This window comes from Candidatus Margulisiibacteriota bacterium (assembly GCA_018822365.1).
GTDB lineage: Bacteria > Margulisbacteria > WOR-1 > O2-12-FULL-45-9 > XYB2-FULL-48-7 > XYB2-FULL-45-9.
Map to the genome: position 1 here is coordinate 21,166 of JAHJKL010000051.1, position 6,873 is coordinate 28,038.

Consider the following 6,873-nt stretch of genomic DNA (forward strand, 5'->3'; position numbering starts at 1 on the left):
CTCCTCCTTAAGTCGCTACTTCAACACTTTTTATTTTATCATAATTCCAGGGAATATTCGATTCCTGGGAAATCCGGCCCAAAATCTGTAGCGCGGTCTTGCGCTTTTGCCGCAAATAATTAGAGTCTCTCGCTTGAAGAGCTCCGTCCATCATCTGCAGTTCGTGTTCGACTTCGGCAAATACCCGATCGTTCATTTTGTCGCGGATCGCCTCCAAATCCTTGTCGTCAAGTTCGACCCCAAGCTTCGCCAGGTTGCGCAGGACGTTTTTGATCTTTTTTTCGGTCATTGTCCAGGCGGCTCCCTGCAATTTTGCGTAGGAAGCTCTCTCTCCAAACCCTTCTTCAAGCATCTGGATCAGCTTGAGCTTTGCAAGCTGACGTCCTTCTTTTTCCAGTCTGGAAAAATCCTCCATTTTAATCCCCAGCTTGACCAGGCCATTTCTGGTCCTGATCATCTTAAAAGAAACATCAAGGTTTCCCCGCCAATCACCGCTGATCGCCCTCTGCATGTAAAGGGCCCTCATCCTCTCCATCAGGACATCCTTTTCTTCCTCTTCGGTATACTGATATTCCCGCCTCTCCCCCTGGCCGCCGTCTTGTCCCATTTGCGCTTGGGCGGCCAGATCGTTGCCAAAAATAGGGACTAAGCCGAGGTCGTTGACCATCCGGGAAGCGTTCTGCATAAAATTATCGATGTTAAAGCCGCATTTGCTGGCGATTTTCAGCAGGTCGCCGAGCTCCTTCTCGACTTTGGCCGCCTCATCCCCTTCGGCGATCAATTTTTTTGTGACCGTCCTCGCCAGCTCGTCTTTCATGTAGCTGTTGATCTCATCTTTAACCTGTTCTCCGGCTTCGGTGATCGCTCCTTTTAAATTTTGATCATAACCGCCAAACTCCTGCGCGCCGATCCTCTCATTAAGGGTCACCCAGTCAGCCGCCCTGATCACTCCGTTATGGGCGATCATCTGCTCAATTTTTCCTTGAGCGAATATTTCTTTTTGAAACGCCGCCTTGACCTGCTTCAGCACTTCCTGGCGGACGGATTTAGCGACATCGGCGCGGAGCTTCATCAGCTCCCCGACTTTTACTTTGCCGCTCTCAACCAGGCTCCCATCCTGACGTTCGATCTGCTTCTTCAGCTCGCTTCCGCCATTGGCCAGAAACTGCGTGTACGTTTTAAGATATTCCCTAACCTCCGGCTGGCGCTGGCCTTCTCCGTCTTCTCCGCCGCTCCGCTCGCCGGTCCCTTTTTGCGCCCGATTGATCTTATTGCTCGGCAGTTTGATGTTTACCGTGTCGTTGTAATCCTCTTTCCCTTCGGGGACGGCGCTTTCCCGATCATATTTGCCAAGAATTTTATCGGTCGAGAACGAATCGCCCAATTTCGTGAACAAGGCGGCCAACAGCTGGGTCCCCGCCTTATTTCCCGTCGCTCCATTTAGCGCTTGTTTAACAACGCTTTCGCTGGTGTTTACCCGGGTATCCCTGGCTTCCTTTACCACCGACTCTTTGTTCGTGTCGGAGACCCGCTCGGCGGCGGCCAGATTGGCGGCAATTGCTTGCTGTTGGAGGTTATTCTGCTGAATTGGCATAATATTTTTTCTCCAGCTCTTTTGCTTCCGCCCGATAATGTTCGGCCTTTTCCTGGTCGCCTTTGCGCGAATAAGCGTCGGCGATAATAATTCTTGGGATCACCAATTCCCTGATAGGATCAATTGAATCTTTAATTTCTGAAATTACTTCCTCCAATAAGGCAATCGCCGGCTCAATTTGTTTTACCCCGATCAGCAAAGTCGCCATGATATTTTTTGCCGCTACCGATCTTTGATCTATGGCCAAAAGCTCCCTGGCCCAATTATAAGCTTCCTTGAATCGGCCGGCTTTCAAATCGACCTCGGCAATCTTGCCGATAATATTTTTCTTTAGTTCAATGTCCGGTCCGACTGTTTCCGCCGCTTTCAAATAGGCTTGGTAAGCTTCTTCGTTCCTGCCGTCTCCTCTAAGCAAGTTGCCCAGCAAATAGTTCACGTATGGGTCATCGGCGTGGTCGCGGAGATAATTGCTGTACATCTGATAATAGCGGGCTTTCTTCTCGGCCATTTTTTGTTCGTTTAAATACAATCCCCAATGGTAAACGACGATCGGCAAAGGCTCCCCGGAAACAATTTTCCCCCGCGCATCCACCACCTGTTCGTTGATCGTCCGCTCAAAATGGATCCCCCGGCCGTTCCTGAACGCCTTGACCCGCTGGTAACTATTCCCTCGCTCTGTTTTGCCGTATGGGGATTCGGTCATGATCAGCTGAAAAGCGGAAACACCGGCAGGGGCATTCACCGCCGCGTCGATCAACGCTTGAAAATCAGCGCTCTTAATAAACTCATCGGCATCAAGCCAAATAATCCAGGGGCCTTTGGCTAAAGAAAGACTAAAGTTCCGGGCGGCGGCAAAATCGTTAATCCATTCAAAGTTATAGACTTTGGCGCCCAGGTTTTCGGCGGTCTCAATAGTGTCGTCCGTCGAGCCGGTGTCAACCACGATCACCTCGCCCGCGAGCTTGATGATCTGCGGCAGGGTCAGCTTCAGGTTGGCCGTTTCGTTCTTGACGATCATACAGACTGAAAGCATCGCTCCTCCTTAAACCATAGACTTAACTTCCGTTTTATCAAGGAAGCTAAGCTTGCGGCCATTTTCGGTTATCTTGTACCCTTTGTCAATCAACCGCTCAAAATCCTTGGCAGTCTTTTCCCGCAACCCTTCGGCCTTGCGAATGTATGAATGAAGCCGCTCCAGTTTGATGAGGAGGTCTTTTTTGTCCGAGCCAAGCATGTTCATTTCGTATTCCAGGTTAGACCGCTCGGCGTAAAGCTCGGACAAGACCTGCCCGTAAGCCAGTGTTTCCTGCTCCAAAAACCAGGCGGAGGTGTATTCGGCTTTGATCCCCAGCCGCTCCGCCTGAATCATTAGCTGGTTCTTTAATTCATCGACAACTTTTTTTTGGGCTTTCCCTTTTCGGCTCATTTAAGCTATCCCCACGTTCTGATAAGCTATCGTTTTTACGGCCTCTCTCATGTTCCCGCGATTCTCTTCCCTCATCGCGACGGTAACGTCCCGGCGGATCTGTTCCAACCGTCCCTGCTCAACCCCAATAAGCGATAGCCGGTTAAAGATATTATCGATCGACCATTTGGCCATATTGGCCAACGGCTGGTTCCAGTGGAACGTATTGCGAAAGACATCTTCATAAGACTGAAGAAGCTTGCCCATTAACTGTTCTTTGAACTCCTGAAGCCGGCCTTGCGCGGCGCGGAGAGAAACAACCGGAAGAGCGACAGGCGCAGTCTGGGAAACGGTTGAGGTGGAGAGAGAAAGCCGGTCGGTGTGGCCGGAATCAAGCCTGGCATCCCCCTGGCTGTCCTTCCCCCAATCAAAACCGGTCTCCCTGGTATCGTCCGTCTTGAACTGGTTTCCAGATTCGCGCGAAGCGACGGTTTCCAGCGCCGGATTGCGGAACGCGGCGGCGTAGAATCGCTCGCTATTGCTAAGTTGTGTTCCGATATTTGGTGAATTGCTCATGTAAATACACTCATTCCCCTACTAATATATCGTATTTCAAAGGGAAAAACTTGCGTTATCGCGGGCGGTTTTTAGCTCTTTTTTTGAGCCTTTTTAGAGGGCTGGGCGGGCTGGTTTTGTTTAACCTGCGGTTTGTTCGGCTTTTTCATTTCAGCTTTCTTTAGTTCAAGCTGTTTCTGTAATTGCTTGCTGGCGACTTCACCTTTTTTCGATATGCTGTTATTCCGTTTTTTCGTTTGCATATGAATAGCTTCGGATTTTGCCATCCGTTTTTCGATATCGGCTTCTTCATTTTTGATCCGATCTTTATCCTCTTCATATTTATCCTGCGCTCTTTTGAAGCGGGATTTTTCCATCGCTTCCATGAAAGTATAGATATTCATTCTCATCTTATCTTTTACTTCGCCGTTGCGCATCAGGTTGCCGAATGAGTATACGGCCCAGCTATTGGCGTATGGCGCGATATTTCCGCTCTTCCCCATTATCTCCTGGGGAGTCAGCCAGCCAAACTGCATCCGGGTGTAATTTCTATGGTTGTAATTATCGTTATAGGAGTTGGGGTTTAAATAAGCTAAGCCATATTGCGCCCGCAAAGCTTCATAAGCGATCGCCCACTCGGGAGAAGAATACTGGATTTCCGAGTTATCTGTTTTACGAAGGTTGTTGCTCCGGCTATCATAGCGGTAATCAAAATATGGTCCAGAAACCCGGTCCCAACCGTAACTGCGGGCGGAGTTTGGGTCTGAAATTGTGACGGGGACCTTCAACCCATTCCATGCCACATATTCATTCGGTTTATCAAAAAAGTCCCAGGATAACGGCCCGCTTGTTTCCGCTTTCGGCATCTCGTTATAGCCGGCGACCACTTTGTTTGAACCAAACCATTGCTCCAAAAGCCATTTCGCCGCCTGCAGTTTTGCTCCATAACCTTTCAAGTTGTCCGGCAAAGGGATATCTTCCGGCCTGGTGTGAATATTCATGCTCGCCAGGTTCCCCCGCAAGAAATTGACCACTTCGTCATTCATTGGGATCCCCATCGACTCAATAAAACCAAAGAGAGCCCCCTTATCACCGGAAGCGCCGGAATAGAATTCTCCCCCCAGGTCTTTCGAAAACTGCTTGAAAGCGGCCCGGTCCAGGACCGCCGCCGAGTAGCCGCGGGATTCGTCAGTGGCGGTGAACATCGCCATTTCATTCAAGAATAAGTGCTGCATTTGGAAAAGGATCCTAAAGGCATTGACTCCGTGAGATAGGCCCGATTTGCTGTTCTGGTCCATCCATTGGTCAAAAGCGGCCATCATCTGTTTATCATCCCAGGTCAAAGAAACACTGCCGAATATCTTTTCGGCGACGGAATGGACCCGGTTGCGGGCCTCGATCATCGCGGCGACTATTAAAAAGAGCTCGCGTTGATTCATCGCCTTATAGGAAACGCCAACCCGGTCCGGCTGGGTTGAGTTCATGACCAGCTGGTAAAAACTCTGGCCGCTGAATTTATTTAAGACGCTGTTGACTTCCGGCCAACTCGATCCGATCGCCCCCAAGAAGGCATCGGTCAAAAAGAACGATTTATTGACGTCGGTATCAAGCGAAGCGTCTTTCGCTTTCGGTTCTTTTTTATTATTGCCGAGGGACGAGATGGCGCCGATCGCGTCCTTTTCCTCCAGGTGGTTCCATTCCATCCCCTCCGCGACAAAATCGACGTTCGCCAGCCCGCCGCCGATCCGCTCCCCCCAAAAATATTCACAGTCTTTCTCAAAAAGACCAACATTAAAGTGATTAAATCCGGCCACCCAGTCGGTGTGCCAATCCCATGGTTGATACCCTAGATCCTCATATTTTTGAACCACTTCAGTATTAGTTGTCGGGGTCCAGTTCGCGTCGCCATAATGGTCTTTGTTGGCATAAGAATCGCCATAAATTGACGTGTTGGAAATTGAGTACTCGTTCAGCGCCTGATTCCACTCTTCAGAAACATCCATCCCGCCAACCGTCTGCATGCTCTCTTCCTCACCCGGCCGGCGGCGGCCTTCAAAAGCCAGTTGCTGCATCTTGGGAAGGAACTTGAACATTTCCACGACAAAGTTAAAGTCCCGCGCCATTTCCTTGTTCTGGGTTGGGAAATTAAGGATGTCCGGCTGGACGTTGTAGTTTCTCCGGGGTTTAGCTAAGAAGTTAGTTGACATTAGTCCCTCCGGTCATTAACCGAACAAACCGTAAGTCATCTTATCAAGTTCAGAGCGCTTTTTAACCGACTCAATAAGCGAGTCGATCTGTTGAGTCACCTGGTCCATGGCGAAAGTCGAATAGATATTGAAGGAGTCGTCTGATGGTCTGACTTTTTTATTGGGGAAAGCGGCAAAAGTCACTTCGGAATCATCAAGCATCGCGTCTGATATCTGGGCCAGGATGTTCACAAACTCGTTATACTTTGACTTAATCGTGCTTTTCGCGTCGAAGCCAGTGTTTAAATCGTCTTTATAGCTGACTGGGCTCATACCATTACTCATTATTCGTCACTCCTTTTTCTATCATCCGCCTGATCCCTAATCCAAGAGAAGATCTTTCCCCTGGATTAGGGAAGGGGAGAAAATCTCCCCTTCCCAACTAGTCTCTTAAGCCCCTTGATTAATCTGTCGATTAATACCCTTAGAATAACCTTCAGCTTTCGTGAACATCGAAGTCGCGTGTTCAGAAGCGCCGGTTAACTTATTAATGCCAAACTGCAATTTAACGATAGCTCCGTCGGTCATCGGAGGAGAAGACATTTGGCTAACATCAGCAACACCAGTTCCCTTGCCGGAAAGCTGGTCAATGCCGGTCGCCAACTTGTCGATTTCATTTCCGAGCGCTGCTTGAACGTGGTCAATAGCACTCCCTAAATTATCGATCGCGCCTGCGTAAGTAACCATACCTTATTTCACCTCCTGTTTTTTTCGCCCGCCTGTCGAGAGCGGGAACTCTAAGGAACCCTTGCACTTACTTATCGGGTCCGCCAGCAAAAAACTTGCATGGCATTTAAATCATTTTTTATACGACGCTATTATGGGTCATTCCCGCTTGCGGCATAGCGAAAAGGTCAGAGATCATCTTCTTAACCGCCTGGGAATCGATGCCGCTAAACGCCTGGTCATCCTGCTTAATGGCACTGCTAACCCGGTCGCCTAGACTATCGAGCGGGTTACGGCCGCCGCTTAGCGACGATAAAAGATCGCTCTCACCTCGTTTGAGGTCACTGCCGATGGAAGAACCGCTATATTGGCTTGAAATATCCATTCCGTATATTTATCGTATAAAT

8 protein-coding genes are annotated in these 6,873 nt (G+C 49.3%); all 8 read right to left on the minus strand.

The window, feature by feature from the left end:
- Nucleotides 1–7: 7 nt before the first annotated feature.
- The 8 genes from KKF06_04185 to KKF06_04220 all read right to left on the minus strand — a co-directional run bounded on the left by KKF06_04185 (nucleotide 8) and on the right by KKF06_04220 (nucleotide 6,851).
- Complete coding sequence (locus KKF06_04185) at nucleotides 8–1,594, minus strand: hypothetical protein (protein ID MBU1616967.1); 1,587 nt, start codon at nucleotides 1,592–1,594, stop codon at nucleotides 8–10.
- The gene (locus tag KKF06_04190; GenBank protein MBU1616968.1) at nucleotides 1,575–2,627 is read right to left on the minus strand and encodes a glycosyltransferase; all 1,053 of its coding nucleotides are present in this window, start codon (nucleotides 2,625–2,627) and stop codon (nucleotides 1,575–1,577) included. Before KKF06_04190 ends, KKF06_04185 begins: the two co-directional genes overlap by 20 nt.
- 9 nt (nucleotides 2,628–2,636) lie before the next feature.
- Complete coding sequence (locus tag KKF06_04195; GenBank protein ID MBU1616969.1) at nucleotides 2,637–3,020, minus strand: hypothetical protein; 384 nt, start codon at nucleotides 3,018–3,020, stop codon at nucleotides 2,637–2,639.
- Entirely contained in the window at nucleotides 3,021–3,575 is a 555-nt protein-coding gene (locus KKF06_04200; protein ID MBU1616970.1) for a hypothetical protein, read from the minus strand.
- Nucleotides 3,576–3,646: 71 nt separating this feature from the next.
- The gene (locus tag KKF06_04205; protein ID MBU1616971.1) at nucleotides 3,647–5,761 is read right to left on the minus strand and encodes a hypothetical protein; all 2,115 of its coding nucleotides are present in this window, start codon (nucleotides 5,759–5,761) and stop codon (nucleotides 3,647–3,649) included.
- Nucleotides 5,762–5,776: 15 nt separating this feature from the next.
- Nucleotides 5,777–6,073 carry a hypothetical protein gene (locus KKF06_04210; protein ID MBU1616972.1) on the minus strand — a complete coding sequence of 99 codons (297 nt, stop codon included), beginning with the start codon at nucleotides 6,071–6,073 and terminating at the stop codon, nucleotides 5,777–5,779.
- Between the two features lie 117 nt (nucleotides 6,074–6,190).
- Nucleotides 6,191–6,487, minus strand: coding sequence for a hypothetical protein (locus KKF06_04215; protein ID MBU1616973.1), 297 nt, complete (start codon nucleotides 6,485–6,487; stop codon nucleotides 6,191–6,193).
- A gap of 118 nt (nucleotides 6,488–6,605) precedes the next feature.
- On the minus strand, nucleotides 6,606–6,851 hold the full coding sequence (locus KKF06_04220; protein ID MBU1616974.1) for a hypothetical protein: 246 nt from the start codon (nucleotides 6,849–6,851) through the stop codon (nucleotides 6,606–6,608).
- Nucleotides 6,852–6,873: the final 22 nt, after the last annotated feature.

Bases quoted from the DNA above. Each gene is read 5' to 3' on its own strand.
- KKF06_04185 (MBU1616967.1), bottom strand. From the start codon at position 1,594: ATGCCAATTCAGCAGAATAACCTCCAACAGCAAGCAATTGCCGCCAAT.
- KKF06_04195 (MBU1616969.1), bottom strand. From the start codon at position 3,020: ATGAGCCGAAAAGGGAAAGCCCAAAAAAAAGTTGTCGATGAATTAAAG.
- KKF06_04200 (MBU1616970.1), bottom strand. From the start codon at position 3,575: ATGAGCAATTCACCAAATATCGGAACACAACTTAGCAATAGCGAGCGA.
- KKF06_04205 (MBU1616971.1), bottom strand. From the start codon at position 5,761: ATGTCAACTAACTTCTTAGCTAAACCCCGGAGAAACTACAACGTCCAG.
- KKF06_04190 (MBU1616968.1), bottom strand. From the start codon at position 2,627: ATGCTTTCAGTCTGTATGATCGTCAAGAACGAAACGGCCAACCTGAAG.
- KKF06_04220 (MBU1616974.1), bottom strand. From the start codon at position 6,851: ATGGATATTTCAAGCCAATATAGCGGTTCTTCCATCGGCAGTGACCTC.
- KKF06_04215 (MBU1616973.1), bottom strand. From the start codon at position 6,487: ATGGTTACTTACGCAGGCGCGATCGATAATTTAGGGAGTGCTATTGAC.
- KKF06_04210 (MBU1616972.1), bottom strand. From the start codon at position 6,073: ATGAGCCCAGTCAGCTATAAAGACGATTTAAACACTGGCTTCGACGCG.